The sequence below is a fragment of the Aminobacter sp. HY435 genome (assembly GCF_027568395.1).
In the GTDB taxonomy this organism is placed as follows: Bacteria; Pseudomonadota; Alphaproteobacteria; order Rhizobiales; family Rhizobiaceae; genus Aminobacter.
In genome coordinates this window covers 187,359-213,622 of record NZ_JANKZL010000005.1, presented here as the reverse complement: position 1 = coordinate 213,622, position 26,264 = coordinate 187,359, and the positions used below count along the sequence as shown (strand labels likewise).

The 26,264-nt window shown below is 63.4% G+C and carries 29 protein-coding genes and 1 other RNA gene; 17 read left to right on the top strand and 13 right to left on the bottom strand.

Translation table 11 applies throughout. From position 1 onward, the window contains the following. Positions 1 to 63: 63 nt before the first annotated feature. Both PCJ21_RS08280 and PCJ21_RS08275 read right to left on the bottom strand, forming a co-directional pair. Positions 64 to 468 carry a GFA family protein gene (locus PCJ21_RS08280; protein ID WP_269930920.1) on the bottom strand — a complete coding sequence of 135 codons (405 nt, stop codon included), beginning with the start codon at positions 466 to 468 and terminating at the stop codon, positions 64 to 66. Between the two features lie 71 nt (positions 469 to 539). After that, positions 540 to 1,496, bottom strand: coding sequence for a cation diffusion facilitator family transporter (locus PCJ21_RS08275; RefSeq protein WP_269930919.1), 957 nt, complete (start codon positions 1,494 to 1,496; stop codon positions 540 to 542). 73 nt (positions 1,497 to 1,569) lie between these two features. On the opposite strand from PCJ21_RS08275, the gene PCJ21_RS08270 reads away from it, so the two are divergent. Together PCJ21_RS08270 and sugE are read left to right on the top strand one after the other, a co-directional pair. Beyond that, positions 1,570 to 1,779, top strand: a complete 210-nt coding sequence (locus tag PCJ21_RS08270) for a hypothetical protein (RefSeq protein ID WP_269930918.1) — start codon at positions 1,570 to 1,572, stop codon at positions 1,777 to 1,779. Between the two features lie 157 nt (positions 1,780 to 1,936). After that, positions 1,937 to 2,251, top strand: a complete 315-nt coding sequence (gene sugE, locus PCJ21_RS08265; protein ID WP_269930917.1) for a quaternary ammonium compound efflux SMR transporter SugE — start codon at positions 1,937 to 1,939, stop codon at positions 2,249 to 2,251. Between the two features lie 187 nt (positions 2,252 to 2,438). On the opposite strand, the gene PCJ21_RS08260 is transcribed toward sugE, so the two are convergent. Further along, positions 2,439 to 2,867 carry a DUF6481 family protein gene (locus PCJ21_RS08260; RefSeq protein ID WP_269930916.1) on the bottom strand — a complete coding sequence of 143 codons (429 nt, stop codon included), beginning with the start codon at positions 2,865 to 2,867 and terminating at the stop codon, positions 2,439 to 2,441. Between the two features lie 222 nt (positions 2,868 to 3,089). On the opposite strand from PCJ21_RS08260, the gene PCJ21_RS08255 reads away from it, so the two are divergent. Further along, complete coding sequence (locus tag PCJ21_RS08255; RefSeq protein ID WP_269930915.1) at positions 3,090 to 4,148, top strand: LLM class flavin-dependent oxidoreductase; 1,059 nt, start codon at positions 3,090 to 3,092, stop codon at positions 4,146 to 4,148. A gap of 99 nt (positions 4,149 to 4,247) precedes the next feature. Then, a complete protein-coding gene (locus PCJ21_RS08250) occupies positions 4,248 to 5,246 on the top strand; it encodes an LLM class flavin-dependent oxidoreductase (RefSeq protein ID WP_269930914.1) in 999 nt (332 codons plus the stop codon). Between the two features lie 15 nt (positions 5,247 to 5,261). Here the strand turns inward: PCJ21_RS08250 and PCJ21_RS08245 are convergent, their stop codons facing one another. The 3 genes from PCJ21_RS08245 to PCJ21_RS08235 all read right to left on the bottom strand — a co-directional run bounded on the left by PCJ21_RS08245 (position 5,262) and on the right by PCJ21_RS08235 (position 7,938). Beyond that, positions 5,262 to 6,506 (bottom strand): lytic murein transglycosylase, encoded by a 1,245-nt coding sequence (locus PCJ21_RS08245; RefSeq protein ID WP_269930913.1) that lies wholly within the window; start codon positions 6,504 to 6,506, stop codon positions 5,262 to 5,264. Between the two features lie 25 nt (positions 6,507 to 6,531). Then, positions 6,532 to 7,137: a recombination mediator RecR gene (recR, locus tag PCJ21_RS08240; RefSeq protein WP_269930912.1), complete on the bottom strand. Its 606-nt coding sequence runs from the start codon at positions 7,135 to 7,137 to the stop codon at positions 6,532 to 6,534. A 102-nt stretch (positions 7,138 to 7,239) separates the two neighbouring features. Next, positions 7,240 to 7,938 (bottom strand): cell wall hydrolase, encoded by a 699-nt coding sequence (locus PCJ21_RS08235; protein WP_269930911.1) that lies wholly within the window; start codon positions 7,936 to 7,938, stop codon positions 7,240 to 7,242. Positions 7,939 to 8,202: 264 nt separating this feature from the next. Between PCJ21_RS08235 and PCJ21_RS08230 the strand changes: the two genes are divergently transcribed. Continuing rightward, the gene (locus PCJ21_RS08230) at positions 8,203 to 8,334 is read left to right on the top strand and encodes a hypothetical protein (protein WP_442865983.1); all 132 of its coding nucleotides are present in this window, start codon (positions 8,203 to 8,205) and stop codon (positions 8,332 to 8,334) included. A 10-nt stretch (positions 8,335 to 8,344) separates the two neighbouring features. Here PCJ21_RS08230 and PCJ21_RS08225 read toward each other — a convergent pair whose 3' ends face one another. The 5 genes from PCJ21_RS08225 to ffs form a co-directional block, all read right to left on the bottom strand. Beyond that, positions 8,345 to 8,818, bottom strand: coding sequence for a PIN domain-containing protein (locus tag PCJ21_RS08225; RefSeq protein WP_269930910.1), 474 nt, complete (start codon positions 8,816 to 8,818; stop codon positions 8,345 to 8,347). Next, the gene (locus PCJ21_RS08220; RefSeq protein WP_269930909.1) at positions 8,818 to 9,096 is read right to left on the bottom strand and encodes a hypothetical protein; all 279 of its coding nucleotides are present in this window, start codon (positions 9,094 to 9,096) and stop codon (positions 8,818 to 8,820) included. The genes PCJ21_RS08225 and PCJ21_RS08220 overlap by 1 nt, the downstream gene beginning before the upstream one ends. A gap of 52 nt (positions 9,097 to 9,148) precedes the next feature. Further along, positions 9,149 to 9,472: a YbaB/EbfC family nucleoid-associated protein gene (locus tag PCJ21_RS08215; protein ID WP_269930908.1), complete on the bottom strand. Its 324-nt coding sequence runs from the start codon at positions 9,470 to 9,472 to the stop codon at positions 9,149 to 9,151. An 18-nt stretch (positions 9,473 to 9,490) separates the two neighbouring features. Beyond that, positions 9,491 to 11,314, bottom strand: a complete 1,824-nt coding sequence (locus tag PCJ21_RS08210; protein WP_269930907.1) for a DNA polymerase III subunit gamma/tau — start codon at positions 11,312 to 11,314, stop codon at positions 9,491 to 9,493. Between the two features lie 123 nt (positions 11,315 to 11,437). Further along, an RNA gene (ffs, locus tag PCJ21_RS08205) (signal recognition particle sRNA small type) lies at positions 11,438 to 11,534 on the bottom strand. A 354-nt stretch (positions 11,535 to 11,888) separates the two neighbouring features. Between ffs and PCJ21_RS08200 the strand changes: the two genes are divergently transcribed. The 3 genes from PCJ21_RS08200 (at position 11,889) to PCJ21_RS08190 (ending at position 14,245) form a co-directional block, all read left to right on the top strand. Continuing rightward, a complete protein-coding gene (locus tag PCJ21_RS08200) occupies positions 11,889 to 12,308 on the top strand; it encodes an HIT domain-containing protein (RefSeq protein ID WP_269930906.1) in 420 nt (139 codons plus the stop codon). 35 nt (positions 12,309 to 12,343) lie between these two features. Continuing rightward, positions 12,344 to 13,285: an NAD(+) diphosphatase gene (gene nudC, locus PCJ21_RS08195; RefSeq protein WP_269930905.1), complete on the top strand. Its 942-nt coding sequence runs from the start codon at positions 12,344 to 12,346 to the stop codon at positions 13,283 to 13,285. 75 nt (positions 13,286 to 13,360) lie between these two features. Then, positions 13,361 to 14,245: a bifunctional helix-turn-helix transcriptional regulator/GNAT family N-acetyltransferase gene (locus tag PCJ21_RS08190; RefSeq protein WP_269930904.1), complete on the top strand. Its 885-nt coding sequence runs from the start codon at positions 13,361 to 13,363 to the stop codon at positions 14,243 to 14,245. A gap of 45 nt (positions 14,246 to 14,290) precedes the next feature. Here the strand turns inward: PCJ21_RS08190 and PCJ21_RS08185 are convergent, their stop codons facing one another. Beyond that, entirely contained in the window at positions 14,291 to 15,157 is an 867-nt protein-coding gene (locus tag PCJ21_RS08185; RefSeq protein ID WP_269930903.1) for a prephenate dehydratase, read from the bottom strand. A gap of 12 nt (positions 15,158 to 15,169) precedes the next feature. Beyond that, on the bottom strand, positions 15,170 to 15,901 hold the full coding sequence (locus PCJ21_RS08180; RefSeq protein ID WP_269930902.1) for a 3-deoxy-manno-octulosonate cytidylyltransferase: 732 nt from the start codon (positions 15,899 to 15,901) through the stop codon (positions 15,170 to 15,172). 199 nt (positions 15,902 to 16,100) lie between these two features. Here PCJ21_RS08180 and PCJ21_RS08175 point away from each other — a divergent pair, with 199 nt between their 5' ends. The 9 genes from PCJ21_RS08175 (at position 16,101) to PCJ21_RS08135 (ending at position 26,263) form a co-directional block, all read left to right on the top strand. After that, entirely contained in the window at positions 16,101 to 16,790 is a 690-nt protein-coding gene (locus tag PCJ21_RS08175; protein WP_269930901.1) for a c-type cytochrome, read from the top strand. A gap of 155 nt (positions 16,791 to 16,945) precedes the next feature. Continuing rightward, on the top strand, positions 16,946 to 18,832 hold the full coding sequence (locus tag PCJ21_RS08170; protein ID WP_269930900.1) for an extracellular solute-binding protein: 1,887 nt from the start codon (positions 16,946 to 16,948) through the stop codon (positions 18,830 to 18,832). Next, positions 18,829 to 20,700, top strand: coding sequence for an extracellular solute-binding protein (locus tag PCJ21_RS08165; protein ID WP_269930899.1), 1,872 nt, complete (start codon positions 18,829 to 18,831; stop codon positions 20,698 to 20,700). The genes PCJ21_RS08170 and PCJ21_RS08165 overlap by 4 nt, the downstream gene beginning before the upstream one ends. 45 nt (positions 20,701 to 20,745) lie before the next feature. Next, a complete protein-coding gene (locus PCJ21_RS08160; protein WP_269930898.1) occupies positions 20,746 to 21,849 on the top strand; it encodes a microcin C ABC transporter permease YejB in 1,104 nt (367 codons plus the stop codon). Further along, the gene (locus PCJ21_RS08155) at positions 21,849 to 22,991 is read left to right on the top strand and encodes an ABC transporter permease (protein ID WP_269930897.1); all 1,143 of its coding nucleotides are present in this window, start codon (positions 21,849 to 21,851) and stop codon (positions 22,989 to 22,991) included. The genes PCJ21_RS08160 and PCJ21_RS08155 overlap by 1 nt, the downstream gene beginning before the upstream one ends. Positions 22,992 to 23,040: 49 nt before the next feature. Next, positions 23,041 to 23,289 (top strand): type II toxin-antitoxin system VapB family antitoxin, encoded by a 249-nt coding sequence (locus PCJ21_RS08150; protein ID WP_269930896.1) that lies wholly within the window; start codon positions 23,041 to 23,043, stop codon positions 23,287 to 23,289. Further along, positions 23,286 to 23,678, top strand: coding sequence for a type II toxin-antitoxin system VapC family toxin (locus tag PCJ21_RS08145; RefSeq protein ID WP_269930895.1), 393 nt, complete (start codon positions 23,286 to 23,288; stop codon positions 23,676 to 23,678). The genes PCJ21_RS08150 and PCJ21_RS08145 overlap by 4 nt, the downstream gene beginning before the upstream one ends. Continuing rightward, entirely contained in the window at positions 23,675 to 25,303 is a 1,629-nt protein-coding gene (locus PCJ21_RS08140; protein WP_269930894.1) for an ABC transporter ATP-binding protein, read from the top strand. Before PCJ21_RS08145 ends, PCJ21_RS08140 begins: the two co-directional genes overlap by 4 nt. Positions 25,304 to 25,318: 15 nt before the next feature. Continuing rightward, positions 25,319 to 26,263: a 2-hydroxyacid dehydrogenase gene (locus tag PCJ21_RS08135; RefSeq protein WP_269930893.1), complete on the top strand. Its 945-nt coding sequence runs from the start codon at positions 25,319 to 25,321 to the stop codon at positions 26,261 to 26,263. Position 26,264 lies beyond the last annotated feature (1 nt).

Here is a 26,264-nt window from a genome sequence, read left to right as displayed (position 1 = left end):
CTAACTTACTGAGTTGGCGCATCGTGCTTTCCGAAAATCGGGTCCGATTTTCGGGCCGATGCGCTAGGATGCCTTCTCGGCAGTGGCCATGCCCTCGAATTCGGGCAGCCAGTGCAGCGCGGAGCGGTGCCAGACCTGCTTGCGCGGCACCAGTTGATCACGCTGGTCCGAAGTACCGGTCCTGAGGCCATAGACTTTCGGGCCATCGCCGACCGATGTGGCAAACAGGTGGGACCCGCATTCGCCGCAGAAGCCCTGCGCGCGCTTGTTGCCGCTGTCGCCGACCTTCACGTAGATCTTGGGCATACCGGAGAAGGCAATGTTTTCCTCCGGCACCTGCACGGTGACGCGAAAGGCCGTGCCGGTCAGCTTCTGGCAATCAGTGCAATGACAGATCGCCGTCCTTTCCGGCTCGACGTCGGCCTTGTAGGTGATAGCGCCACAGTGGCACCCGCCCGAGATCTTCATGTCACTTCTCCCTCAGACATCTGCTTCGTGTCTGGCGCACCGTGCTAGCGAAATTGCGCCGTCCTGTCAGGCTAGTGGATGCTGCCCTGCTCGATCTTCTTGCGACGCTCGCGCCAGCGCCCGGTCGTCTGCGGTTTGACGAAGACGGACGTCACCTCCGGCACTTCGGCCTTCAGCCTGGTTTCAAGGCGCTCGACGCATGTCTCGATCTCGGCCGCCGAGATGTCGTCGACAAAATCGATGCTGAGACCGGCCACGACCTGTTGCGGCCCCATGTGCACCGTCAGCACGCCATTCGCCTTCGCAACAGCCGGATCGGCCTGAGCGATGGCGAGGATCGCCTGCTGGACATCCGGCAGCGCCGGCTCGCCCATCAGCAGCCCCTTGCTTTCATTGGCGAGGAACACTGCGGTCGCGGCGAGGATGAAGCTGATGCCGATCGAAGCCGCACCGTCGAGCCAGGGCTGCTCGAAATACTGGGCGGCCGATATGCCGATGAGGGCGACCAACAGGCCGAGCAGTGCGGCGCTGTCTTCGAACAGCACGGTATAGACGCTCGGGTCCTTGCTGCGCCGGACCGCCTGGATGTAACCGAAATTGCCCTTGCCGCGCCGGAACTCCTTCAGCGCGACGAACCACGAGCCGCCTTCGAAGATCACGCAAAGGCCCAGCACCACATAGTTGACGACAGGGTTCTTGATCGGCTCGGGATCGACGATGTGCAGCACGCCCTCGTAGAAGGCGACGCCGGCGCCGAGCGCAAACACCAGCAAGGCGACGATGAAACACCAGAAGTAGAGCTCGCGGCCATGGCCGAGCGGATGCGTGATATCAGGCGGGCGGGCGGCGCGGCGCAGGCCGTAGAGCAGAAGCAGGCCATTGCCGGTGTCGACCACCGAATGCACGCCCTCCGATAGCATCGCCGAACTGCCGGTGAAGAAAGCGGCGACGAACTTGGTCGCCGCGATGAGCAGGTTGCCCGCGATCGCTGCGAAAATGACAAACCGGGAACCGCCTTGCGCCGACATCAGACCCTCACAGGGCTGAATGTAGCGGCCCGCCGATCACTCTCAAGCCTATATTCGCGTGTGCCATCCAGACATGCTGCTGGACACACTCTATCCCTCTTGCAAGCGCGGCAAGTTCGCGTTTCACTCCAACTCTCAGCAGCGGGAGAAACGAATCATGGCCAAAGGTGCGATGAAAGCCGGGAAAGAGCCCCGGAAACCCAAGAAAGACGCCAAGAAGCCTGCTCCGGCACCTGCCTTCAAGGCGCCTCCGGTTCAGGCGACCAAGATCAAGGACAAGTAGTCCTTGGCACGCATGATACCGACCACGCCCGGTCGCATCGGCCGGGCGCCTGGTTGATCTTATCGCCGGAAGTACCCATCTACCCGGGCGCAAGGACGACCTTGCAACTCCCCTCATATTTCGGCCGGGACGACCCGCCATCTCGCTGGAGCGTTCCATGGCTTGGACTTATCTGTTTTTCGCCGGACTGTTTGAAATCGGCTGGGCCATCGGCCTGAAATATACCGACGGCTTTTCAAAGCCGATGCCGACCGTCCTTACCATCGCCTCGATGATTGTCAGCCTCGGCCTGCTTGGCCTTGCGCTGAAGACGCTGCCCGTCGGCACGGCCTATGCCATCTGGACCGGCATCGGCACCGTCGGCACGGCGATGCTTGGCATCTGGCTGCTGGGCGAACCGGCGACGGCGCTTCGCCTCGCCTGCATCGGATTGATCGTGTCTGGCATCGTCGGCCTCAAGCTCGTCGCCTGATCGAAGATCGTCGCCGCAAGATCCTGACGCAAGACCAGCGGCTTGCCCGAAAAGCGGGCCGCTTGGGCGCCAGACTGGGCTTGCCTATGGGCGCGCCAAAGCGGCCCGTCAGCCGAGGTGCTTGGCACATCTCGGCTGCGAGCCGCCCACAATTTCGGGCGTGGCGCCTTAGTCTAGGTCAGATCAATCAGCCGTAATTGGCCGAAGGCGGCATGCGCTTGCCACGCGCCTTGCGTGCCGCATAGCGCGCGTCGCGCTTGGCCTTGCGCTCGGCTTCGTCTGCCAACAGGCGGGCGATACGATCGCCTTCCTCGGCTTCGCGTGCCTTTGCATCTGCCTGGGCGGCCTCTTCGGCAGCCAGGCGTTCGGCCTCGGCCTTTGCCTCGCGCTCGGCCTTTTCGATGGCCTCGCGTGCCAGGCGTTCCTGGCGCAGCTTTTCCTTTTCGGCTTCGCGGATTGCGCGTGCCTCTAGGATTGCCTTGCGTTCGGCCTGACGGGCCACAACTGCCGGATCGTCGGCGGCCGGGCGTGCTTTGTACTTATCGAGAAGAGCCTTCTTAGCCTCATTGGCGGCGTTACGCCGTTCGAAGACGTCTTTTTCCCTGTAGATTGCCAAGTTTGTGATTTCCCTGAAGTCAAGTGACGCCGCTTACATACGCAGCAAGGGCGCAAGTTCAAGCGCCAATTGCGCATGCCAGCCATGATTTCCCCGCTTGTTGCAGCTAGGAAACGTTCGACCGTTCAAAAGGCGGCAAAGATTGTTCACTGCCTGGAGACTGGCAGCCGCGGCAACCTATAGCTACCTGTGACGGGAAAGCCAACCCCCAAGGAAGCAGCGATGGAACTCGGTCTCTACACATTCGCCGACGTCAGCCCCGAACCAGGCCCGGACGCCATCGGCCCCTATCAACGCTTGCGCAATCTGATCGAAGAGATCGAGTTGGCGGATCAGGTCGGGCTCGACGTGTTCGGCCTCGGCGAACACCACAGGCCCGACTATGCCGCCTCGGCGCCGGTCGTCGCACTGGCTGCGGCGGCCGAACGCACCAAGCGCATCAGGCTGACAAGTGCTGTCACAGTGCTGTCGTCGGACGATCCGGTGCGCGTGTTCCAGCAATTCGCCACGCTCGACCAGTTGTCGGGCGGCCGCGCCGAGATCATGGCCGGACGCGGCTCGTTCATCGAGTCGTTTCCGCTGTTCGGCTACAATCTCGAGGACTATGACGAACTGTTCGCCGAAAAGCTCGACCTTCTGCTTGCCTTGCGTGACAGCGAGCGCGTGACCTGGCAGGGCACGCACCGCGCGTCGATCAACGACCGCGGCGTCTACCCTCGCCCCTACCAGGACAAGCTGCCGATCTGGATCGCCATCGGCGGCACGCCGCAGTCGGCGGCCCGCGCCGGCGTGCTCGGCCTGCCCCTGGCGCTCGCCATCATCGGCGGCGAACCAGCCCGTTTCGCCCCGCTGTTCGACCTTTACCGCGAAGCGGCGCGCCGCGGCGGCCAGGACGTTGCGAAGCTCGCCACCAGCATCAACGTTCACGGCTTCATCGGCGAGACCACCGAACAGGCGGCGGACGATTTCTACCTGCCACAGGCCGAGGTGATGAACCGCATCGGCCGCGAGCGTGGCTGGGGTCCGACATCGAGAGCGCATTTCGACCTGTCGCGTGGCCCGCGTGGCGCGCTGTTCGTCGGCAATCCGGAGGCGGTGGCGGAAAAGATCGTCGCCCAGCACAAGCTGTTCAACAACGACCGCTTCCTGTTGCAGATGGCGATCGGCATCATGCCGCATGCCAAGATCATGAAGGCGATCGAGCTCTACGGCACCAAGGTCGCACCTCTGGTGCGCAAGGAACTCGGTACGTCAGCCTCCTTGGTCGCGCCGGCAGCCTGATGCCCTTGGCATCTGGACCAAGGTAAATCGCCACGGCGGGTTTGTGCCCTGCCGACGTGGTTCCTATATCCGGCGGGTCCCACCCGCCGGAGCTGCTTCATGACCACCCTTTCCGTGCTCGATCTGTCGCCGGTGACCGAAGGCAGCACCGCTGGCCAGTCACTGACAAACACACTCGACCTCGCCCGCCATGCCGAAAAACTCGGCTTCCATCGCTACTGGCTGGCCGAGCATCACAACATGGCCGGCATCGCCAGCGCGGCGACCTCCGTGGTGATCGCCCATGTCGCGGCCGGCACCAGCACCATCCGCGTCGGCGCCGGCGGCATCATGCTGCCGAACCACGCGCCGCTGGTCATCGCCGAGCAGTTCGGGACGCTTGCCGCCCTGCACCCGGGCCGCATCGACCTCGGCATCGGCCGCGCGCCGGGAACCGACATGCTGACCGCACGCGCCCTGCGCCGCAACCTCGAAGCCGGCGTCGACAACTTCCCCCAGGACGTGGTCGAGCTCATCAACTATTTCGAGCCGGCGACACCAGATCAGCGCATCCGCGCCGTACCCGGCGAAGGCGAACAGGTCGAGGTGTGGGTGCTTGGCTCCAGCCTTTATGGGGCGCAGCTCGCAGCGATGCTCGGCCTGCCTTACGCATTTGCCTCGCACTTCGCGCCCGCCGAGCTCGACCATGCGCTCGAGGTCTACCGCTCGCGCTTCCAGCCTTCGCAGCGCCTGGCCAAGCCTTATGTCATGCTCGGCGTCAGCATCGTCGCGGCCGACACAGACGAGCAGGCGAAGCTGCTCTTCACCTCGCAGCAGCAGGCCTTCGTCAACCTGCGCAGCGGACGCCCGGGCCGGCTGCCCGCGCCCGTCGAGGGCTACGATCGCGACCTCGACCCCGCGGCACGCCAGATGCTGGCGCAGACGCTGTCCTGCGCCATCGTCGGCTCACGCGAAACCGTGCAGCGTGGCATCGAAGCGTTCATTACCCGAACGGGTGCCGATGAGCTCATGGTCACCGCGCAGGTTTTCGACCACGCCGCGCGCAAGCGCTCGTACGAGATTTTGGCGGAAGTGCATAAGGGGATGAAGCGGGCGTAGGCAGCCTCGAAATCGCTACCGCATCGCCTCGACGATCCCCTTGTCCGGAAAGCACGTCGCGGAACGGCCGTTTTTTGCCTGCCAGTCGCCGATCGAGCGGCGGGTCTTGAAGCCCGGCAGGCCATCGGCCCCGCCAACGTCATAACCGAGCTTTTCAAGGCTCCGCTGCATCGACGCGACATCGGAACGGTAGAGCCCGTCAACCTTGCCCCAGCTGCCGGCAAAGCGCCTGTCACCACTGGCAATGCGGTCGGCGCCATGGCCGATGAAGAGCGCATAGACATCGCTCTCGTTGTACTTCTTGAGCACGTAGAAATTGGGTGTAACGATGAAGGCCGGACCGTTCCGTCCGGCGGGCATCATCAGGTAGCCTTCGGCGCGCGCCTCGTTCTGCGGGAAGGGCTTGGCGCCGACGCGGGTGATCCCCAGAGCTGCCCAATCCGCTATCTTCTTGCCCTGGTCGGGGCCTTCCAGCGCGCAGGACACATTCTCGGGCAACGTCACCTCGAAACCCCAGTCGCGGCCCTTCACCCAGCCATAGTGGACGAGATAATTGGCGATCGAGGCCAGCGTGTCAGGCGTCGAGTTCCAGATGTCGGCGCGGCCGTCGCCGTCGAAGTCGACGGCATGTTCTAGGAACGAGGTCGGCAGGAATTGCGGCTGCCCGAGCGCACCGGCCCAGGACGAGCGCATCGCCTTGCGGCTGACCAGCCCGCGCTCGACCATTTCGAGGCCGGCCAGCAGCTCCTTGCGGAACATGTCCTTGCGGGTGGCGAGGAATGCCTTTGTTCCAAGCACCTCGAAGGCGTCGTAAGGCATCTTGGCAGCGCCAAAGCCGGACTCGCGTCCCCATATCGCCAGCACGATGCCGGCCGGCACGCCGTAGCGCTTCTCGATCGCCGCAAGTGTTCTTGCGTTGGCGCCGGCGCGGGTGCGCCCGCCCGCCGTCACCGCTCCAAGCGTCTTTTCGGAGAAATAATTGCCGGGCGAGCCGAATTCGGCCTGATGCTGCTTCTTCGGCGTCTTCGGCTTTTCGCCGGGGAGTACGAGATCGGGCAGCTTGAGGTTGGGTGAGACGCCCTGGAACGCCGCGTCGAAGGTCGCCCTGGAGATACCCTTTGCTTTTGCCTCCGGCCATAGTTCCTTGGCCAGCCAGGCCTGGAATTGATCGTCGATCCTGGCGGCGGATGCCGGGGTGGCGCAAAACGCGATCAGCGCTGCGGCAAGGACGGTGGCAAATCTTGCGGAAACTCTCTTCATCCAGCTTCCCTGCAAGCCAATTGAGTCAAAAGACGGTCCGCGATTTGAGCGCGGCGGACAACGTGCCTTCGTCGAGATAATCGAGTTCGCCGCCGACCGGCACGCCGTGCGCAAGGCGCGTGACCTTGATGTCGAAACCCGACAGCTGGTCGGTGAGATAGTGCGCCGTGGTCTGGCCCTCGACCGTCGCATTGACGGCCAGGATCACCTCGCTGACCCCGCCTTCGGCGACGCGGCTGACGAGCTGCCTGATTGTCAGTTGGTCCGGCCCGATGCCGTCAAGCGGCGACAGCGTGCCACCGAGCACATGGAAGCGCGCGTTCATCGCAGCCGCACGCTCCAGCGCCCAGAGGTCGGACACGTCCTCGACAACGATGATTGTCGTGGGATCGCGGCGCGGGTCGGTGCAGATCATGCACGGGTCGGACGTATCGACATTGCCGCAGGTCGAGCAGACCCGGACCTTGTCGACGGCATCGCCCATGGCTGCCGCCAGCGGCGTCAGCAACTGCTCTTTCTTCTTGATCAGGTGGAGAGCGGCGCGGCGGGCCGAGCGCGGACCGAGCCCCGGCACCTTGGCCAGGAGCTGAATCAGGCGTTCGATCTCGGGACCGGCGATTCGCTTCGACATGGGAGGGATATAAGACGACGAGCGAACAGTGAGTAGCAAATAGTGAAGGCCGCCCGGCGGCAACCCTGTCTTCTGCTGATCACTGCTGACTATTCGCTAGTGTCACTCGTCCATCGGCCTGTCCTGGCTGGCGATCAAGGCACCGATGGCATCGGCCTGCTTGGAACTCGGCTGGAACGACATGGCGCTGGCGAGCGCTGCATCCGAAGAGGCCGACGCGACCGTTACAGGCTTGGCGTCGTCGACACCTGGAAGCGTCTTCGCGTCGGCCGAAGCGACCATGGTTTCGGCAGGAGCCTCGGGCAACGGCTTACGTACCCTGCCGCGCTTCTCGTAGAAGGCATTGCCGCCGGCAACCGTGGTGTAGTGCATGTTCTTGTAGGGGAACTTCAGCCCGGCCGTATGGAAGAACATGACGTTCTCCCTCACCTTCGGGTGGCGCTCACCCTTGAGCACCGACTCGGCCGCAGCCGTAACATCGGGCAGCGCCTTCGAGTTCATCGGGCGCGACAGCACGCCGGGCGCGAACTGGTTCTTCTGGCCGACGACGCCGCAGATCGAGTTGCCGTAGTCGCCCGATTTGAGCCGGTTCATCACGACCGAGCCGACTGCGACGAGGCCATCGCGGCTCGAACGGTTGGACTCGAAGAACATGGCCCTCGCCAGGCACTCCTTGTCCTTCGCCGAATAGGCATAGGACCGCGTCCCGACAGAATTGGTGGTGACCCCATCCGTAACGCTGCTCGTCGTGCAACCGGATACGATGAACGGGGATGCGACGACGCCGACCAAGATCGGCATCTTCCATCTCAAGGCGATCAAATCCGCCCCTCTCTTTAAGCCCGCCACGTCCCCAGAATGAGGCCAGCATGAGCCATTTTCGGGCAAAATGATGGCGCAGTGCCGTTTGCGGTGGCTGCGGGGTCAAGAATGGCGGCGCCGATCGCCTATGCGCGGCTCATAAAGCCTTTCCGGGGCACTGCAGAGCGAGGGATTCCGCCATGAAAGCCGTTCTTTGCGATCAGTTTGGCCAGCCGCCGCGCATCCAGCAGGTGGGCCGAGAAGGTGATCGCAGCCGGCAAGCGCCAGCCGCAGAAGCTGGTCGGCAAGCACCTGAGCCTCGACGAGGCCCCGGAGGTACTGATGGCGATGGACCGTTTCGAAGGTCTGGGGATCAGTGTGGTGACGCGATTCTGACCGATTGCGATTAATTGCGAAAGTCAGGACGTGCGTCTCGTAAGTGATTGAAATTTTCCACCAATACGTTAGCCTGCAATGCTGCTAAATAAAGATCCAGATCGACCGTATACAAAACGGCCCCAGATGTCAGCATTTCTAGAATTGCCGCGTCAGTAAGCCCAAATCGACAGTATTCATCTCGCGCAGATGCTGTCTTGCTAGGGATGAATTTCTCTTCCGATGTGGCAATTATCTGCCTAAGTACTAACGAAACCTCAAGCCGAATAGGGTCGCCCACATATCGAACCAAATTGGACGTCTCGCTCAGGATATTCGGCAGGAAAAGCAACCCAGACGAGGCCGCAACAACTTCTGACAGCATCCTAAAATCAAGGATGTCAAATCCCTGGAGACGTTTGTGCTTAGAGATGTAGATTTCCTTGGTCAACCCTACCGCAAATAGGATCGACAAATTGGCATCCAGAACAACTGGCTTTGCCATCACTCTACCAATTCGCGTCGCTTAACCGATAGAATTTCACCATCTTTATCTCGCACCTTCACGACTCTATAGGCGCGCTTGGCAGAGTTATCGCCCGTTATAGTCGTGAGAGCATTTCGCTGGCTATTCCATGGCCGAGAAAACCCGAGCGTAACGTTCCAAGTCCTTTCAGCGTCATCGAATTCAATTTCTTCCAAGCCCAAGTTGGTCATGCCCTCTTCGGCAAGCAAGTCAGAAACATAATTCTTAGCCGCCTTTACGGCCTCCTTGACGTCCATAACAGACCTCCAACAACAGCCCTATTAAGGTAGCACGGCTAAACTTGAATCACTAGAACGGCAGCTTCATGCCGGGCGGGATCGGCAGACCGGCGGTCAGCGCCTTGGTCTTTTCCTGCATCGCCGCCTCGACCTTGACCTTGGCGTCGTTGTGGGCCGCGACGATCAGGTCCTCGAGGATCTCGCCCTCGCCTTCCTTGACCAGCGACGGGTCGATCTTCAGCGCCTTCATCTCGGATTTGCCGGTCAGCGTCACCTGCACCAGGCCGCCGCCGGACTGGCCGGTCATCTCGAGCTGGGCGATTTCTTCCTGCATCGCCTGCATCTTGGCCTGCATTTCCTTCGCCTTGCCCATTAGGCCGAGGAGATCCTTCATGGTCTTGTCCTTTTCATCTCAGAACGGGTCGTCGTCGTCATTGTCCACACCGGGATCGGGGGACACGTCGATGTCGGTGTCGATGTCGGGCGCATCGGTCGCAGTGGGCAGGCGCACGTCGATGATCTTGGCGCCCGGGAAACGCGACAGGATCGCCGAGACGGTCGGGTCGGCGCGCGCGTCGGTGAGCGCGATTTCCCGCTTGTTGGCTTCGATTTCTGCGAGTGTGGGGCCGCCCTCCTCGCGCGACAGCGACACCATCCAGTGACGGCCGGTCCAGGCCTTCAGCTTGGCCGTCAGGTCGTTGAGGAATGTCCGGGGCGCGTCGGCGGTCAGGCTGCATTCGATGTGGCCGGCCTCGATGCGCACCGGCCGAACCACGCGGCGGATCAGCACCTTGAAGGCCATCTCGCGATTGGCCTCGGCGAGGTTGGCAAGTTCGGCGATCGTGCGCACCGGTACGGCATCGACAAGCGGTTCGGGCGCCGGGGTCGGCGCGACAAACGCCTCGGGCGCGGGCACGCTCTCCACCAGGCGCATGGCCTGGCCGCCGCCATTGCTGACCGGCATGCGCGCCTGGGCGATGGCCGAAGCGCCGCCTCCGCCATTGCCGCCGCCAGCAGGAACGCCGCCGTTGCGCGGGCCGCCGGATGCCTGCATCGAGCCGTCGCCGAGCGACCTCAGCGCTTCGTCGAGGGTCGGCAGATCGGCGGAATGGGCGAGCCGGATCAGCACCATCTCGGCCGCACTCACCGGCCGGTTGGACGACTGCACCTCGGGAATGCCCTTGAGCAACATCTGCCACGCGCGAGACAGGACGCGCACTGAAAGCGACTGCGCGAATTCCACGCCGCGCTTGCGCTCGTCTTCGGACAGCGAGGCATCGTCGGCCGCCGACGGCACGAAGCGCAGACGGGTGACGAGATGGGTAAACTCGGCGAGGTCGTTGAGCACGGCGACCGGATCGGCGCCGGTGTCGTATTGCGCCCTGAGTTCGCCAAGCGCAGCCGCGACGTCGCCCTTCATGATGTTCTCGAACAGGTCAACCACGCGGGCGCGGTCGGCGAGGCCGAGCATGGCGCGCACCGCTTCCGTCGTCACCTTGCCGCCGCCATGGGCGATGGCCTGGTCGAGGATCGACAGCGAATCGCGCGCCGAGCCCTCGGCGGCGCGGGCGACCATGGCCAGCGCATCGTCCTCGACCTCGATGCCTTCCTGCGCGGAAATGTTGCGGAGATGGCCAACCAGCTTGCCAGCGTCGATGCGGCGCAGGTCGAAGCGCTGGCAGCGTGACAGGACCGTGATCGGAACCTTGCGGATTTCGGTGGTGGCGAAGATGAATTTGACGTGCGGCGGCGGCTCTTCCAGCGTCTTCAACAGGCCGTTGAAGGCCTGCGTCGAGAGCATGTGCACCTCGTCGATGATATAGACCTTGTAGCGGGCCGACACCGGCGCGTAGCGGACGCGGTCGATGATGTCCCTGATGTCGTCGATGCCGGTGTGGGAGGCGGCGTCCATTTCGATGACGTCGACGTGGCGGCCTTCCATGATCGCCTGGCAGTGCTCGCCGGGCACGGTCAGGTCGACGGAGGGGCGGTCGTTCTCAACCGTCTTGTAGTTCAGCGCGCGGGCAAGGATACGGGCTGTGGTGGTCTTGCCAACACCGCGGACGCCGGTCAGCATCCATGCCTGGGCGATGCGCCCGGTGGCAAACGCATTGGTCAGCGTCTGGACCATCGGCTCCTGGCCGACGAGAGCGGTGAAGTCCGCGGGGCGATATTTGCGCGCAAGGACGCGGTAGGCGCCGTCCTTGCTCTTTTCGGTCTGTCCGGCTTCGCTCATTCGCCCCGTTCGCTCGCCCGTTGGTCCTGGCGCCCCTGTCCGACCTCTGCCGGGTCGATTCCGCGGAACGAGTTTCGCCCACACGGCGCAACGCCGTCAATGACGCGGAAATAGGGCGAAGAGGTGGGAGGCTGGAACAATGACCCGTTCCGGGCTCGTTAGGGCTGCTTCCTTCCGGACCTGACCCGGTTGGCGAGTGGATCGTCCACCACCAACCTCCCGACCTTCATATCGGCAATTGCCGCACCAATTGCAAGAGCCAACAAAGCGCGCCACCCGAGGTTCATATGACGCAGGGAGCGAAGGGATAGCCGAGCTCGGCGCAGCGTGGCTGCAAACCCGCAAAGAATCTTGCGATCGAAGACGAAGTCGGGCGATGCGGCCCACGAAATTGATGTAGGATGCCGCTTGGCGTCGCTTGCCGGCGGCCAGCAAAAAAAGTGCATCCCACCATTCAGCGCCACGCCAGCATAGCAGCATGTCCGCAGTGCCGATCGCAGCCACGCAATATCTACCACGCCCTTGCAGTGGGGGACGCCACGCTCTAGCTTTTGATCAAACAAGGGAAACGCCAATGATGTCGGGGCTCAAGGCCGGGTTTACGCTGGATTCTCGGCTCGACTCGGACACCGAGCCGTTGATGTGGCTTGGGCTGTGCGAATTGCGCGTCATGAACGACCGCCGCTGGCCCTGGGTCGTCCTGGTGCCGCAGCGCCCGGGCATCGAGGAAATCCATGACCTGACCCCGCTCGACCAGGCAATGCTGACCTTCGAGAGCAACATGGTGGCCCACGCGCTCAAACGCTCGACCGGCTGCACCAAGATCAACACCGGCGCACTCGGAAATGTCGTGCGCCAGCTGCATTTCCATGTCGTCGCCCGCAACGAGGGCGACGCCGGCTGGCCTGGGCCCGTCTGGGGACACGGCGTGCGCGAACCCTATCGCCGCGACGATCTTCACCGCTTTGCCGAAAGCGTCAGGAAAGCCCTCTAGCAAGATCGCGCCCTGCCAACCCGAGTTCCCATCACATGCCATTCAGCCTGTTTTCCGCGCCCGAACGCGAAGCGAGCCATTTCCTTGGCTTCGCCGGCAACACCATCGACCGCCAATCGGAGAAGCGCAGCGACGATTCTGCCCTATTGGCGCTGGCCGAACCGAGCGCACGGCTGCTGATAGTCATGCAGGGCCGCTTGCTGCTCGACTTCGCCAACGGCTCCGCCGACCCGTATTTTGCCCTCGCGACAGCGCGGGCATTAGGCATCGAGACCGGCCAGGCGATCCTGCTCGGTCGGGCTGACGACAAGCCCATCCTAGCGGTCGCTGCGACAAGCGACGTCGAAAGCCTGCCCGCAAACCTCAAGGCGCTCGATTTTCGCTCCATCCACATGCAGGGCCTGATCGACAGCGCCGGGCTCGGCGCGTTGGCGCAAGGGGCGGCACTGCTTGGCTGGCACGCCAGCCACGGCTTTTGCGGCCGTTGCGGGGTCGCAACCGTGATGCGGGCCGGCGGCTACAAGCGCGTCTGCACCTCCTGCGGCGCAGAGCATTTTCCGCGCACGGACCCCGTTGCCATCATGCTGACCGTGTCGGGCGAGAAATGCCTGCTCGGCCGCGGCAGGCACTTTGCCCCCGGCATGTATTCGGCGCTCGCCGGCTTCATCGAACCCGGCGAGACCATCGAAGCGGCGGTGCGCCGCGAAACGCTGGAAGAAGCCGGCATCCGGCTTGGCCGTGTGGTCTACCACTCCAGCCAGCCCTGGCCATTTCCGTATTCGCTGATGATCGGCTGCTTCGGCGAAGCGCTCAACGAGGACATCAGTCCCGATACCGCCGAACTCGAGGATTGCCGCTGGTTTTCCCGCAGCGAGGTCAGGCAGATGATTGAGGGCACTCATCCGCTTGAGCTCAAGGTGCCGCCACGCTATGCGATCGCCCATCATCTTATCCGTGCCTGGGCCGAAAGCGACTGACGGGTGCCCGATTTCATATAGCTGACTCAAGTCTGGCATCTTGCATTTCGGTTCTTACCTGACCATAGTCAGGCAATGGACACGCCAGAGCAGATTGCCCAACTCCGCAGCTTCAACCGCAGGGTGTCGCGCCGGATCGGGTTGCTGGAAGACAGCTATCTGAGCCGCGGTCGCCCGCTCGGCGAAGCCAGGGTGCTTTTCGAGATCGGCCCTGACGGTGCGGGGCTTGGCGCACTGCGCTCCAGCCTCGGGCTCGATTCGGGCTATCTCAGCCGCATCCTGCGTTCGCTCGAGGCGCAGGGCCTCGTCAGCGTCGACAAGGCCGATGGCGACGCCCGGAGCCGCCACGCGACGCTCACAGACAAGGGCCTTGCCGAGCACGCCGCCTACGACGCGCTGTCCAACGAACTGGCAAACTCCATTCTCGAACCGTTGCAGCCGTCGGCGCGGCAGCGGCTCATTGCGGCGATGGCCGAGGTCGAGCGCCTGCTGGTCGCTGCCTCGGTGACGGTCGACGAGGAAGATGCCAACAGCGCCGAAGCGCAGCGCTGCATGGCGCTGTATGTCGAAGAACTCGCCATGCGCTTCGAAGAAGGGTTTGACACCAGCAAGGGCAACAGCGTCACGGGAAGCGAGTTCATCCGCCCGCACGGCAGCTTCCTGATTGCCCGGCTCGACGGAAACGCCATAGGCTGCGGCGCGGTGCGCATGCTGGATGCCGGCGTGGCGGAGATCAAGCGGATGTGGGTCGCACCGTCAGCGCGCGGGCTGGGCGTCGCCGGCCGCATGCTGCGCAAGCTGGAAACGGTCGCCGGCGAACTGGGCGCGCAAAAGGTGTATCTCGACACCAACCGCGCGCTCAAGGAAGCACAGTCTCTCTACAAGCGCGATGGCTATGCCGAGGTTGCGCCCTACAACGACAACCCCTACGCCAATCACTGGTTCGAGAAGCGCCTCTAGGCGCTTCGGCAAATCCAGGTCAGGCGATCGAAGCCCGGGCGCTTGCTAGGCGCCGGCGTCCTGCGAGTTGCGGAAGTCGTTGGCTTCATAGACGCCGAGAATGCGCACCTCGCGGGTGAAGAAGCGCAGCTCCTCCAGGGCAAGCGCAACCATGCGGTCGTCCGGGTGGCCCTCGATATCGGCATAGAACTGGGTGGCGGTGAATTCGCCGCCGAGCTGGTAACTTTCCAGCTTGGTCATGTTGACGCCGTTGGTGGCGAAGCCGCCCATCGCCTTGTAGAGTGCCGCCGGCACGTTGCGCACGCGGAAGACGAAGGTGGTCATCATCCTGGTTGCCGGGTCGGAGCGCTCGGCCCACTTCTTGCCCTTCGACAGCACCACGAACCGGGTGATGTTGTTCTCCGTGTCCTCGACATTCTCTTCAAGGATATCAAGACCGTAAAGCGACGACGCCAGACGCGGCGCAAGGGCGGCCATGGTGCGGTCCTTGACCTCGGAAACGAGCTTGGCGGCACCTGCCGTATCGCCGGCGACCACCGGCTTCCAGCTGTTCTTGCGGATGTACTTGCGGCACTGGCCAAGCGCGTGGATGTGGCTGTGCACGGTCTTGATCTCGGTGCGCTTGACGCCCGGCAGCACCATCAGCTGGAAGTGGATCGGCAGGAAGTACTCGCCGACGATGTGCAGCTTGGATTCCGGCAACAGGTGATGGATGTCGGCGACGCGGCCGGCGATGGTGTTTTCGATCGGGATCATCGCCAGATCCGCCTTGCCCGTCTCCACCGCATTGAACGCATCCTCGAAGGTCGGGCACGGCAACGGCTCCATGTCAGGAAACACGTTGCGGCACGCCGTATCGGAATTCGCGCCAGGCTCACCCTGGAAAGAGATGCGATTGGTCTTTTCGGGCATTGTCTGGCCTTGCTACTGTCTGGAAAGAATGGCGCGGGCGCGCTCGAGGTCTTCGGGCGTGTCGACGCCGAGCGGCACGGACGAGACGATCTCGGCGTCGATGCGCATGCCTGCTTCAAGCGCACGCAACTGTTCGAGGCGCTCGCGCTTTTCCAGCGGCGATGGCCCGAGCTTGACGAAACGCTCGAGGGCCACGCGGCGATAGGCGTAGAGCCCGATGTGATGGTACAGCGGACCGTCGCCCCAGGGCGCGGTGGCGCGGGTGAAGTAGAGCGCCTTCAGGCGCGCTGCCGTGAGCGGCGACCCGACGATCTTGACGACGTTCGGGTTGGTCTTTTCCTCTTCGCGCACGATCTCGACGCCCAGCGTGGCGATGTCGACGGCAGCGCTTTCGAGCGGGCGCAGCGAGGCCCGGATGAGCTCGGGATCGATCGTCGGCAGGTCGCCCTGGACGTTGACCACCGTTTCAACGTCGCCATGGGGGTCGAGCGCCGTCAGCGCCTCAAATATGCGGTCCGAGCCCGACTCATGATCGACGCGCGTCATCACCGCTTCGAAGCCGTGCGCCGTCACGGCCTCGGCGACCGATTCCGTATCGGTCGCCACGACGACGCGGCCCAGTCCGCTTTCGGCGGCGCGCTTGGCGACGTGAACGATCATCGGCAACCCGGCGAGGTCGGCCAACGGCTTGCCCGGCAAGCGGGTGGAGGCCATGCGGGCGGGGATCAGGACAAGGGTGGACATGGCTTGGCGGCTGTTTCTAAATGCTCTGGAAAGTGTCAAAACGTCTCACTGGAAGCGCCCTTATAGGTGTTGCAACCGGCAAGCAAAAGACCTAGTTTCCGCGCGATTTGACCCGGTCCGGCCGGGCGATAAACAATACCGACGAACGGCGACGGTCGCAGAGGACGGCGGACCGGCCGGATAAGGGAGCCTGGGGCGTATGGATTCATTCGAAATCAACAAGATTCTCGGCGGCCTGCTGGGCACTGCGTTCGTGGTCTTTTCGGTGTCGCTCGCGTCGGATGCGATTTTCGCTTCGCCCGTTCCCGAAAAGCCCGGCTTCGCGATTGAAGCCGCCGAAGAAGGCGGCGGCGCCGCCGGCGGCGGGGAAGCCGCACCTGCTGCAGTGCCGATCGCACAGCTCTTGGCCAGCGCCAACGCCGAAGCGGGCGCGGCCGTTTTCAAGAAGTGCACGGCTTGCCACTCGATCGAAAAGGGCGGCCCCAACAAGGTCGGTCCGGACCTGTGGGGCGTGGTCAACCGTCCGATCGCCTCGCATGAAGGCTTTGCCTATTCCGGCCCGATGAAGGAATTTTCCGAAGGCGGCAAGGTCGTCTGGGACTTCGACCACCTGAACCACTTCCTGACCTCGCCCAAGGGCCTGATCAAGGGCACCGCGATGGGCTTCGCCGGCATCAAGAAGGATGACGAGCGCGCCAACCTGATCGCCTACCTGAACTCGCAGTCGGATGCCCCGGCGCCGCTGCCGGCAGTCGACGCCGCTCCGGCGGCAGAGCCCGCAGCCGCTCCGGCTGAGGGCGCTGCTCCTGCGGCTCCGGCCGAAGGCGCTGCACCGGCCGCTCCTGCCGCTCCGGCCGAGGGTGCTGCTCCGGCGCCTGCCGCTCACTAACCAATTTGTAATCTTCGCAATCTTGAAAAAGCCGGGTTTGACCCGGCTTTTTTGTTGCCTGACGCAAACGTGCGAAAACAATCGGCAACGCGTGGTTTCCATGCGCTGCGAATGAATTAGAGTGTCGAGAAACGACGCGCTGCGGGGAGAATGCGATGAAGCCACGCCTGATGAGAACCTTGGCGGCAGCCGGGCTCGCCGCCGTTCTACTGTCAGGCGCCGGCCTGCCGTCTGTCGCCGATGACGGCAAGTGGCTGACCACTTCGTCACTGACCGGCACATCGAAATATGGCGAGGACTTCAAGCACTACGACTACGTCAATCCGAACGCGCCCAAGGGCGGCACGGTGAATTCGACCGTCGCCGGCACTTTCGACAGCTTCAATCCGTTCATCGTCACCGGCACGCCGGCAGCGGGCCTGACCTACTTCGGCGGCCTGCTCTACGACACGCTGATGCAGCAGGCGACCGACGAGGGCAGCACCAGCCATCCGCTGATCGCCGATGCCTACAAGCATCCCGCGGACTTCTCGTCCGCAACTTACCGCATCGACCCACGCGCCAAATGGCACGATGGCAAGCCGATCACGGCGGAAGACGTGGTCTGGTCTCTGAAGACGCTGAAAGAGATCAGCCCGTTGTACAACAAGTACTACACCAACGTGACCGAGGCCGTCGCCATCTCCGACCACGAGGTCGAGTTCCGTTTCGACCAGAAGGGCAATCGCGAACTGCCGCATATCCTCGGCGACCTCGCCGTGCTGCCCAAGCACTGGTGGGAGGGCACCGACGCCTCGGGCAAGAAGCGCGACATCACCAAGGGCACGCTCGAGCCGCCGCTCGGCTCGGGCGCCTACAAGATCGAAAGCTTCAAGCCGGGCTCGGAGATCGTCTGGTCGCGCGTGCCCGACTATTGGGGCGCCGATGTTCCGGTCAATGTCGGCCGCAACAATTTCGACAAGCGCCGCTACGTCTATTTCCAGGACGTCGATGCCCAATGGCTGGCCTTCACCAAGGGCGGCTTCCAGGACATTCGGCCCGAGAACCGCTCGCAGCGCTGGGCCACCGGCTACACCTTCCCGGCCTTCAAGGCCGGTGATGTGATCAAGAAGGAATTCGCCACGACCTCGGGCGAGCCGATGCAAGGCTTCGTTCTGAACACCCGACGGGCGCAATTCCAGGACCCGCGCGTCCGCAAGGCGCTGACCATGGCTTTCGATTTCGAGAGCATGAACCGCAACCTGTTCTACGATTCCTACACCCGTACAGACAGCTACTTCGAAGGCGGCGAACTCGCCTCCAGCGGAATCCCGCAGGGCAAGGAACTGGCGATCCTCGAGACGTATCGCGACCAGTTGCCGCCGGAGCTCTTCACCGAGCCATACAAGCTGCCGGTCTATGGCACGCCGCAGTCGTTCCGCGAAAACCTGCGCGCTGCCTCGCAACTGTTCAAGGAAGCCGGCTGGGTCAGCCGCGGCGGCAAGCTGGTCAGCGAAAAGACCGGCCAGCAGTTCAAGATCGAGTTCCTGGGCAACGACCCTACCGACGAGCGCACGACCGGGCCGTTCATGGACAATCTGCGCAAGCTCGGCATCGACGCCACGCTTCGGATCGTCGACACCAACCAGTATGTCTCCCGCGTCAACCAGTTCGACTACGACGTCATCACCATGGTGACGGCGCAGACCCTGTCGCCCGGCAACGAGCAGCGCGAGTATTGGGGTTCCAAGGCCGCGGACACGCCCGGCTCGCGCAATTACTCCGGCATCAAGAACCCGGTCGTCGACGCGCTTGTCGATCGCGTCATCTTCGCAACCGACCGCGAAGAACTGGTTGCCGCGACCCATGCGCTCGACCGGGTGCTGCTGTGGAACTACTACACCGTTCCGCAATGGCACCTGCCAAAGGTCTGGATGGCCTACTGGAACAAGTTCGGCATTCCCGACAAGCAGCCGGCTTATCTCGGCGTCGACACCGATTCCTGGTGGATCGACAAGGACAAGGAAGCGGCGCTCGCGGCCAAGTACAAGGGCGTCAATTGAGCCCGCGGCTTCCTCGCAGGGATTTCCTCGCACTGGGCGCGGCGGCGATTGCCGCGCCGCTCATCCCTGGCCGCGCCTTCGCCGCAAGTCCCACCGGCACTGGCCTGCATGGCCTGTCGGCTTTCGGCGACCTGAAATACGGTCCCGATTTCCAGCACTTCGACTACGTGCAACTGGACGCGCCCAAGGGCGGCACGTTCAATTTCTCGCCGCCGAGCTGGGTGTTCAACCAGAGCCCGCTGACGTTCAACACGCTCAACACCTTCGTCAGCAGAGGCGACAGCCCGCCTCGCATGGAGCTTTGCTACGATGCGCTGATGGTGCGGGCAATCGACGAACCCGACGCCATCTACGGGTTGCTGGCAAGTTCGGTGACGATCTCGGACGACCGAAACATCTTCGAGTTTGCGCTTCGGCCGGAAGCGCGCTTCAACGACGGCACGCCGGTCACGGCCGAAGACGCGGCCTACGCCTTCACGCTGTTCAAGAAGGACGGTCATCCCAGCCTGCTTTTGCCGCTGAGCCATCTCGTCGAAGCCAAGGCGCTGGACAAGCACACGCTGCGGCTCAGCTTCGACGGCAAGCAATCCAACCTCACCATCCTCGACGTGGCCACCTTCCCGATCCCGGCGAAGGCCTATTTCGAGGCCAATCCGTTCGATGGTTCCTCGCTGAAACCGCCGCTGGGCTCCGGCCCCTACAGGGTCGGCAGGGTCTCGCCCGGCCAGACCATCGAATATGAGCGCGTGGCCGACTATTGGGGCAAGGATCTGGCGGTCAATCGCGGGCTGTACAATTTCGACCGCATCCGCATCGAGTTCTACCAGGATCGCCAGGCCGCCTTCGAAGCCTTCAAGAAAGGCGATATCCTCTACCGCCAGGAAGCGACTTCGCGCATCTGGGCGACCGGCTATGATTTTCCGGCGTTCACCGCCGGCAAGGTGGTGAAGCGCGAGTTTGCCGGCGACAAGAGGCCGATCATGCAGGCGACCGCCATCAACCAGAGGCGCCCGCGCTTTCGCGACCAGCGCGTGCGCCAAGCGATCGCGCTTTGCTTCGACTTCGAATGGACCCGGCGCAATCTGTTCTACGGCGCCTACGAGCGCTCGCAATCGACCTTCGAGAAGTCGGACTATCGCGCAGACGGCCTGCCCTCGCCCGCCGAACTTGCGCTGCTCGAGCCATTGCGCGGCAAGATCCCCGAAACGGCATTCGGCGAAGCGGTGGTACAGCCGGCTTCCGACGGCTCAGGCCGCGACCGCAAGCTGTTGGGACAGGCCTCGAAGCTGCTCGACGAGGCAGGCTGGAAAGGCAGCGGCGGCTCATTGCGCAATGCCAAGGGCGAGGCGCTGGCCTTCGAGGTGCTGGTCGACGACGACAGCTTCGTCCGTGTCTATTCGCCGTGGGTCGAAAACATGCGCGCCATCGGCATCGACGCGTCGGTGCGCATGGTCGATTCCACCCAGTACCAGGCACGTCAGACCAGTTTCGACTACGATGCGATCTCCATGGCGCTCTCCTTCTCGTCGACGCCAAGCCGCGACGAGATCGATGGGCTGTTTCATTCACGCGCAGCCAGCATGCAGGGATCGACCAACCTGCCCGGTACCGCTGACCCGGCCGTCGATGCCCTGATAGACGCTGTCGGTGCGGCCAAGGATCGCGACCAGCTGACCATTGCCATGCGCGCTCTGGACCGGGTCTTGCGCGCCCGGCAAGACTGGATTCCAAATTGGTTTTCGGCGAATCACCGCGCCGCTTTCTGGGACATGTTCGGCTTCAACGAGCCGAAGCCCGATTTTGGCTTCCCCGTCGAAGCGATGTGGTGGTTCGACAACGATAAGGCTGCACGTATTGGCAAGACCTGAGATTTCTGAACCTTTGTCCGGGCTCCGTCCGGGGAGCGTCGCCTGATGGGCGCCTATATTCTCCGCCGCATTCTTTTGATGATCCCGACGCTGTTCGGCATCATGGCGATATCGTTCGCCGTCATCCAGTTCGCGCCGGGCGGCCCGGTCGAGCAGGTCATCGCCAAGCTGACCGGCCAGGGTGGCGACGCCAGCGACCGCCTTTCCGGCAGCAGCGGCGATCTGGGCGGCAACAGCTTCGATCCCGCCGGCGGGGAGAGCTCGTCAAAATACCGTGGCGCGCAAGGCCTCGACCCGGAATTCATCGCCAAGCTCGAAAAGCAGTTCGGCTTCGACAAGCCGCCGCTCGAGCGTTTCGGCCTAATGCTGTGGAACTATGCCCGCTTCGACTTCGGCGAAAGCTATTTCCGCGACATCTCGGTGCTCGAGCTGATCCTGGAGAAGATGCCGGTGTCGATCTCGCTCGGTATCTGGATCACCCTGCTCTCCTATCTGATCTCGATCCCGCTCGGCATCCGCAAGGCGATCAAGGATGGCTCCACCTTCGATATCTGGACCAGCGGCGTGGTGATCATCGGCTACGCCATACCGGCGTTCCTGTTCGCCATCCTGCTGATGGTGCTGTTTGCCGGCGGCTCGTTCTTCGACTGGTTCCCGCTGCGCGGCCTGACCTCGGAGAATTTCGACGAGCTGTCGCTGGGCGGCAAGGTGCTCGACTACCTCTGGCACATGGCCCTGCCGCTGGCGGCGCTGGTGCTGTCGGCTTTCGCCACGACCACGCTTCTGACCAAGAACTCGTTCCTCGACGAGATCCGCAAGCAGTATGTCGTGACCGCCCGCGCCAAGGGGCTGTCGCAACGCCAGGTCCTATACGGCCACGTGTTCCGCAATGCGATGCTGATCGTCATCGCCGGCTTCCCGGGCGCTTTCATCTCGGCCTTCTTCACCGGTTCGCTGTTGATCGAAAACATCTTCTCGCTCGACGGGCTGGGCCTGCTCGGCTTCCGCTCGGTGCTTGACCGCGACTATCCGGTTGTCTTCGCCAACCTCTACATCTTTTCGCTGCTGGGCCTGTTCGTCGGCCTGATTTCCGACCTCATCTACACCTGGATCGATCCGCGCATCGACTTCGAGCGGAGGGACGTCTGATGTCGACGGTCGAGACCGTTGCGGCGCCTGTTCGCCGCCCGTGGCTGTCGCCGCTCAACAAGCGGCGCTGGTCGAGTTTCAAGGCCAACGGCCGTGGCTACTGGTCGCTGTGGATCTTCCTCGTGCTGTTCGTGCTGTCGCTGTTTGCCGAGTTCATCGCCAACGACAGGCCGTTGCTGATCAGCTTCAAGGGCGAGCTCCACTCGCCCATCCTGCGCGATTACCCCGAGGAGACGTTTCTCGGCGACGAAGGGTTCTTGCCCGTCACCGACTACCGCATGTCGGTGGTGCAGGAAGCCATCGACGCCAATGGCTGGATGATCTGGCCGCCGATCCGCTACTCCTACCGCACCACCAACAACGAAATCCCCGAGGCGGCCCCCTCCAAGCCATCGTGGATGTACACAAAGGACGTCCGCTGCCAGCGCTACCCGCTCGGCGTCGACGATCCCAACTGCACCATCGGCAACTGGAACTGGCTCGGTACCGACGACCAGGCGCGCGACGTTCTGGCCCGCGTCATCTACGGCTTCCGCGTCTCGGTGCTGTTCGGCCTGATCCTGACAGTCGGCTCGGCGGTGCTCGGCGTGTCGGCCGGTGCAGTCCAGGGCTATTTCGGCGGCTGGACCGACCTGTTGTTCCAGCGCTTCATCGAAATCTGGTCGGCTATCCCGGTGCTCTATCTGCTGCTGATCGTCGCCGCCATCCTGCCGCCGGGGTTCTTCATCCTGCTCGGCCTGATGCTTTTGTTCTCTTGGGTCGCCTTCGTCGGGGTCGTGCGGGCCGAATTCCTGCGGGCGCGCAACTTCGAATATGTGAATGCGGCGCGGGCGCTCGGCGTGTCCAACCGCACGATCATCGTGCGCCACCTTTTGCCCAACGCCATGGTGGCAACGCTGACCTTCCTGCCCTTCATCCTGAACGGCTCGATCTCGATGCTGACGTCGCTCGACTTCCTGGGCTTCGGCCTGCCGCCCGGCTCGGCCTCGCTCGGCGAATTGCTCAAGCAAGGCCAGCGCAACCTCAACGCGCCATGGCTCGGCCTGTCGGGTTTCGTCGTCATCTCGCTGATGCTGTCGCTGCTGATCTTCGTCGGCGAGGCCGTCCGCGATGCCTTCGACCCGAGGAAGACGTTCAAGTGAGCCAGCGCCTGTGGTATAATTTTGGATGTTTTCTACCATGGAGACAAACATGGGCATGAACATCAAGAACGAGACTGTCGAGCGGCTGGCCAGGCAACTGGCCGATCAAACCGGCGAGACATTGACCGCAGCCATCCAGGTAGCCCTGGAGGAGCGATTGGATCGAGTCCACCGCGAGCGCGATATCGCGGAACGCAAGCGGCGCGTCCGCGAAATTGTCGAGAGCTTTGGCCCTGTTCCCGAAGGCATGACAAGCGACCACTCCGATCTCTATGACGAACACGGGCTGCCCAAATGATCGTCGACGCCTCGGCGATCCTGGCAATCATTCTGGACGAACCGGAAGGCCAGGCATTCGAAGACCTGCTGATCGCAGACAGGCCGCGCCCCGCCATGTCGCCGGTCAATTTTCTCGAGGCCGCAGTCCGCATCGATGCATTGCGATCCGACCACAAGTCCGGCCGGTTCGACGCCCTTGTGACCACGCTCGATATCGAACTGGCTACCGTCACACCCGAACAAGCACACCTCGCCCGTGAGGCATATCGGAAGTTCGGCAAGGGCAACCACCCGGCAAAACTCAACTTCGGCGACTGCTTCGCCTATGCGCTTGCCAAGGCCCGGCGCGAGCCGCTTCTCTTCAAGGGGGATGATTTCCGCATGACCGACATCGAGGCCGCCACTTGACCTCTTCTTTGCTTTCCGTCCAGGACCTCTCGGTCGCCTTCACCCAGGGCGGCTTGACGACCACCGCCGTGGACCACATTTCCTTCGATATCGCCAAGGGCGAAACGGTCGCGCTCGTTGGCGAATCCGGCTCCGGCAAATCGGTCTCTGCGCTGTCGGTGCTGAAGCTGTTGCCCTATCCGCCGGCAAGCCACCCCTCGGGGCGCATCGTGTTCGGCGGCCAGGACCTGCTCGGCATGGACGAAAAGGCCCTGCGCAAGGTGCGCGGCAACAAGATCACGATGATCTTCCAGGAGCCGATGACCTCGCTCAACCCGCTGCACAGCATCGAAAAGCAGATCGTCGAGGTGCTGACGCTGCACCAGGGAATGAGCGACAAGCAAGCCCGCGCACGCACGTTGGAATTGCTCGAGGAAGTCGGCATCCGCGAGCCGAAGAAGCGACTCGACGCCTATCCGCACCAGCTGTCGGGTGGCCAGCGCCAGCGCGTCATGATCGCCATGGCGCTCGCCAACGAGCCGGAACTGCTGATCGCCGACGAGCCGACGACCGCGCTCGACGTGACGGTCCAGGCGCAGATCCTCGAACTCCTCGCCGGCCTTAAGGCTCGCAAGGGCATGTCGATGCTGTTCATCACCCACGACCTCGGCATCGTCCGGCGCATCGCCGACCGCGTCTGCGTGATGACCCGCGGCCAGATCGTCGAGACCGGTCCGACCAAGGAGATTTTCGCCAACCCGCAGCACAGCTACACCCGCCACCTTCTGGCGGCGGAGCCGAAAGGCAAGCCGCCGGCGGCCGACGCCTCGGCCCAGGCGGTCATGACCGGCTCAGACGTGAAGGTCTGGTTCCCGATCAAGCAGGGCTTCTTCCGCAAGACGGTCGACCATGTGAAGGCAGTCGATGGCATCGATGTCACCGTGCGGGCCGGCCAGACGGTCGGCGTGGTCGGCGAATCGGGATCCGGCAAGACGACGCTCGGGCTGGCGCTGACCCGGATGATCTCGTCGCAAGGCAGGATCGATTTCTCCGGCCGCGAGATCGACAAGCTGACGTTCAACGCCATGCGGCCGCTGCGCCGCGAGATCCAGATCGTCTTCCAGGACCCGTTCGGCTCGCTGAGCCCGCGCATGTCGGTAGCCGACATCATCGAGGAAGGGCTGAAGATCCACGAACCGCAGCTCAAGGCGGCGGAGCGCGACAAGGCGGTGGTCGACGTGCTGCGCGAAGTCGGCCTCGACCCCGAGACGCGGTTCCGCTACCCGCACGAGTTCTCCGGCGGCCAGCGCCAGCGCATCGCCATTGCCCGCGCCATGGTGCTCAAACCACGTTTCGTCATGCTTGACGAGCCGACCTCGGCGCTCGACATGAGCGTACAGGCGCAGGTCGTCGACCTGTTGCGCAATCTCCAGGCCAAGCACGACCTCGCCTATCTGTTCATCAGCCATGATCTCAAGGTGGTGCGGGCGCTGGCCAACGACGTCATCGTCATGCGCAACGGCAAGGTCGTCGAGTCAGGGCCTTCGGAGCAGATTTTCGAGCGGCCCCAAACGGACTACACTCGGGCGCTGATATCGGCAGCGTTCAGGATCGAGACGGCGCCAACGGGCGTGGTCTCCGAATAGCAGCAAGGGCAGAGCATGGCGGGCAAGGGCAAGGTTCTTCTTTCGATCACAGGCTTCAACCCACAGCGCTGGTACGAACTGTTGTCGGAAGAGCGCGACGTGGTGCTGGAGCCGGACGGACCTGCCGATCCGACGATCGAATATGCCGTCGTCTGGAAGCAGAAACCTGGCTTGCTGGCCAAGCTGCCGAACCTGAAGGCGATCTTCTCGATCGGCGCGGGCGTCGACCACATCTTTACCGACCCCGGCCTGCCCGAGGTGCCCATTGTGCGCGTGGTCGCCGACAACCTGACCCAATACATGACCGAGTATGTGCTGTGGCGGGTGCTCGACCATCACCGGCAAGGTCAGCTCTACCGGGCGCAGCAGACCAAGAAGGCCTGGCATGAGCCGCCGCAGCGGCCGGCGCAGGATATCTCCGTCGGCATCATGGGGCTGGGCAACCTCGGTCGCGCGGCCGCGGACGCCCTGAAGACCGTGGGCTTCAGGGTCAATGGCTGGAGCCGCCGGCCCCAGGAAGTGGCCGGCGTGACCACCTTCAACGGCGACGCCGGGTTGGTGCCGTTCCTCAACGCCACCGATATCCTGGTGGTGCTTTTGCCGCTGACCGAAGCGACGAAGGGCATCGTCAACTACGGCTTGCTCAAGGAACTGCGCCGGCGCAATGGCATTGGCGGCGCGGTGCTGATCAATGCCGGGCGCGGCAGGCTGCAGCGCGACGCGGACATTCTGCGCGCGCTCGAAGACGGAACCCTGAAGGAAGCCAGCCTCGACGTGTTCGAGGTCGAGCCGCTGCCGAAGACCAGCCCGTTGTGGAACCATTCCAAGGTGTTCGTCACGCCCCACGCCGCCGCCACGTCAGACCCGGCACATCTGGTGCCGCCGATGCTCAAGCAGATGGACGCGTTCGAACGCGGCGAGCCGCTCGATAACGTCGTCGACCGCGAAGCGGGGTATTGAG

Bases quoted from the DNA above. Each gene is read 5' to 3' on its own strand.
- PCJ21_RS08280 (WP_269930920.1), bottom strand. From the start codon at position 468: ATGAAGATCTCGGGCGGGTGCCACTGTGGCGCTATCACCTACAAGGCC.
- PCJ21_RS08275 (WP_269930919.1), bottom strand. From the start codon at position 1,496: ATGTCGGCGCAAGGCGGTTCCCGGTTTGTCATTTTCGCAGCGATCGCG.
- PCJ21_RS08270 (WP_269930918.1), top strand. From the start codon at position 1,570: ATGCTGCTGGACACACTCTATCCCTCTTGCAAGCGCGGCAAGTTCGCG.
- sugE (WP_269930917.1), top strand. From the start codon at position 1,937: ATGGCTTGGACTTATCTGTTTTTCGCCGGACTGTTTGAAATCGGCTGG.
- PCJ21_RS08255 (WP_269930915.1), top strand. From the start codon at position 3,090: ATGGAACTCGGTCTCTACACATTCGCCGACGTCAGCCCCGAACCAGGC.
- PCJ21_RS08250 (WP_269930914.1), top strand. From the start codon at position 4,248: ATGACCACCCTTTCCGTGCTCGATCTGTCGCCGGTGACCGAAGGCAGC.
- PCJ21_RS08245 (WP_269930913.1), bottom strand. From the start codon at position 6,506: ATGAAGAGAGTTTCCGCAAGATTTGCCACCGTCCTTGCCGCAGCGCTG.
- recR (WP_269930912.1), bottom strand. From the start codon at position 7,137: ATGTCGAAGCGAATCGCCGGTCCCGAGATCGAACGCCTGATTCAGCTC.
- PCJ21_RS08235 (WP_269930911.1), bottom strand. From the start codon at position 7,938: ATGCCGATCTTGGTCGGCGTCGTCGCATCCCCGTTCATCGTATCCGGT.
- PCJ21_RS08225 (WP_269930910.1), bottom strand. From the start codon at position 8,818: ATGGCAAAGCCAGTTGTTCTGGATGCCAATTTGTCGATCCTATTTGCG.
- PCJ21_RS08220 (WP_269930909.1), bottom strand. From the start codon at position 9,096: ATGGACGTCAAGGAGGCCGTAAAGGCGGCTAAGAATTATGTTTCTGAC.
- PCJ21_RS08215 (WP_269930908.1), bottom strand. From the start codon at position 9,472: ATGAAGGATCTCCTCGGCCTAATGGGCAAGGCGAAGGAAATGCAGGCC.
- PCJ21_RS08210 (WP_269930907.1), bottom strand. From the start codon at position 11,314: ATGAGCGAAGCCGGACAGACCGAAAAGAGCAAGGACGGCGCCTACCGC.
- PCJ21_RS08200 (WP_269930906.1), top strand. From the start codon at position 11,889: ATGATGTCGGGGCTCAAGGCCGGGTTTACGCTGGATTCTCGGCTCGAC.
- nudC (WP_269930905.1), top strand. From the start codon at position 12,344: ATGCCATTCAGCCTGTTTTCCGCGCCCGAACGCGAAGCGAGCCATTTC.
- PCJ21_RS08190 (WP_269930904.1), top strand. From the start codon at position 13,361: ATGGACACGCCAGAGCAGATTGCCCAACTCCGCAGCTTCAACCGCAGG.
- PCJ21_RS08185 (WP_269930903.1), bottom strand. From the start codon at position 15,157: ATGCCCGAAAAGACCAATCGCATCTCTTTCCAGGGTGAGCCTGGCGCG.
- PCJ21_RS08180 (WP_269930902.1), bottom strand. From the start codon at position 15,901: ATGTCCACCCTTGTCCTGATCCCCGCCCGCATGGCCTCCACCCGCTTG.
- PCJ21_RS08175 (WP_269930901.1), top strand. From the start codon at position 16,101: ATGGATTCATTCGAAATCAACAAGATTCTCGGCGGCCTGCTGGGCACT.
- PCJ21_RS08170 (WP_269930900.1), top strand. From the start codon at position 16,946: ATGAAGCCACGCCTGATGAGAACCTTGGCGGCAGCCGGGCTCGCCGCC.
- PCJ21_RS08160 (WP_269930898.1), top strand. From the start codon at position 20,746: ATGGGCGCCTATATTCTCCGCCGCATTCTTTTGATGATCCCGACGCTG.
- PCJ21_RS08155 (WP_269930897.1), top strand. From the start codon at position 21,849: ATGTCGACGGTCGAGACCGTTGCGGCGCCTGTTCGCCGCCCGTGGCTG.
- PCJ21_RS08150 (WP_269930896.1), top strand. From the start codon at position 23,041: ATGGGCATGAACATCAAGAACGAGACTGTCGAGCGGCTGGCCAGGCAA.
- PCJ21_RS08145 (WP_269930895.1), top strand. From the start codon at position 23,286: ATGATCGTCGACGCCTCGGCGATCCTGGCAATCATTCTGGACGAACCG.
- PCJ21_RS08135 (WP_269930893.1), top strand. From the start codon at position 25,319: ATGGCGGGCAAGGGCAAGGTTCTTCTTTCGATCACAGGCTTCAACCCA.